This window comes from Pseudomonas sp. P5_A2_2, assembly GCF_054177685.1.
The window spans coordinates 1-1,349 of sequence record NZ_JBGCUL010001128.1; the positions used below are offsets into that span (position 1 = coordinate 1).

The window sequence follows — 1,349 nt, forward strand, 5'->3', positions numbered from 1 at the left end:
GTTCCTGGTACGTGGCGGTGTCTGTGAGTCAGGGCTGGGGCATCTGGGCTTCGATCATCAGCGAAGACATCGTGAAGAAGATCGATGGGCAGGGTGCCGAGGCCTGGTATGCGTACCTGTTGTACCTGGCCGGCGATTTCTTCCCGTTCTGGCTGATCGCATTCGTGCAGCCGCGCAAGTTCTGGGCAATGATCCGCTCGCGCCGCGAGGCGGGCATGCTGCTGTGCTGCACTTTGTTGCCGCTGCTGGTGTTTTCTCTGTTCACCGAAAAGCATGGCAAGTACCTGTTGCCGGTTTATCCGTCGATGGCATTGCTGCTGGCGATGCACTGGTCGGCGCTGCTCGAGGACCTGAAGGGGCGCTGGCGCACGGTCCTGGCCGTTGTGCCCTACGTGATGCTGGCCGGGTTCGTGGTGTTCTACATGTTCGTCGAAGCGCGGGTACTGTCGCACCGGGTTGGCGGTCTTGAGCAGGTGGCCACGCTGGCCGACGGGCAGCCGGGGCAGAAGGCCTATACCCTCGGTGAGCCGGATATCCGTCTGGTCTATTACATGGGCCGGCCGGTGGCGCCGCTGACAGTGGCGCAGTTGCAGTCCGAGTCGCGTCCGGCCGGGCTGCTGTTTGTGCAAGAACCCCTCGCGCCGGAACTGCAGAACCTGGCGTCGTGCCAGGTCGGTGAAATCAACCCGTACCTGAAACCGGACCGTTCAGCGCTGCTGGTGCGCATGGGCGGAGACTGCCGCTGATCGGCTTCCCGGCCGAACACACACGCCAGCACATCACCCGTTCGGACTAGGCAGGGCTAACGATTCTGCCGCGTCCGGCCGGCGCCAAACTTCATGCTCAAAGGGGTGTTGCGTCACGCGCGCCCCGCCAAACGAGCAGAAGGCGCCGCGATGGAGTTTGCATTCAGCGACGAACAGGAAATGATCCGCGCATCGGCCGAGGGCTTCCTCGCCGATGTTTCGGATTCTGCCGCGGTGCGCGCGGCAATGGTCAGTGAACGGGGTTTTGATGAAGCCCTCTGGCAGCGTCTGTGCCAGGAAATGTACTGGCCAGCGATTCACATCCCCGAAACCTACGGCGGCCTCGGTCTCGGCTTTGTCGAGCTGGCAATCCTGCTGGAACAGATGGGCCGGCGCTTGTTGTGCTCGCCGTTCTTCGCCACCGCCTGCATGGCCACGCCCGCGCTGTTGCTGGCCGCCAATGATGAACAGAAGCTGCGCTGGTTGCCGTCGATTGCCGATGGCAGCGCGACCGCGACCCTGGCGTTCAGCAGTGCCAATGGCTGGTCCGCCGACGATGTTCAGGCAACCGTGGTGGCCGAAGGCGACGGGTTCGTCCTCGAC

The 1,349-nt window shown here is 63.5% G+C and carries 1 protein-coding gene and 1 pseudogene; both read left to right on the top strand.

Annotated elements, in window-relative coordinates; translation table 11 throughout:
- Nucleotides 1-746, top strand: a pseudogene (locus ACXRVY_RS29400) (ArnT family glycosyltransferase); the annotation flags it as partial.
- 150 nt (nucleotides 747-896) lie between these two features.
- A partial coding sequence (locus ACXRVY_RS29405; protein WP_458239006.1) for an acyl-CoA dehydrogenase family protein occupies nucleotides 897-1,349 on the top strand: 453 nt, incomplete at its 3' end.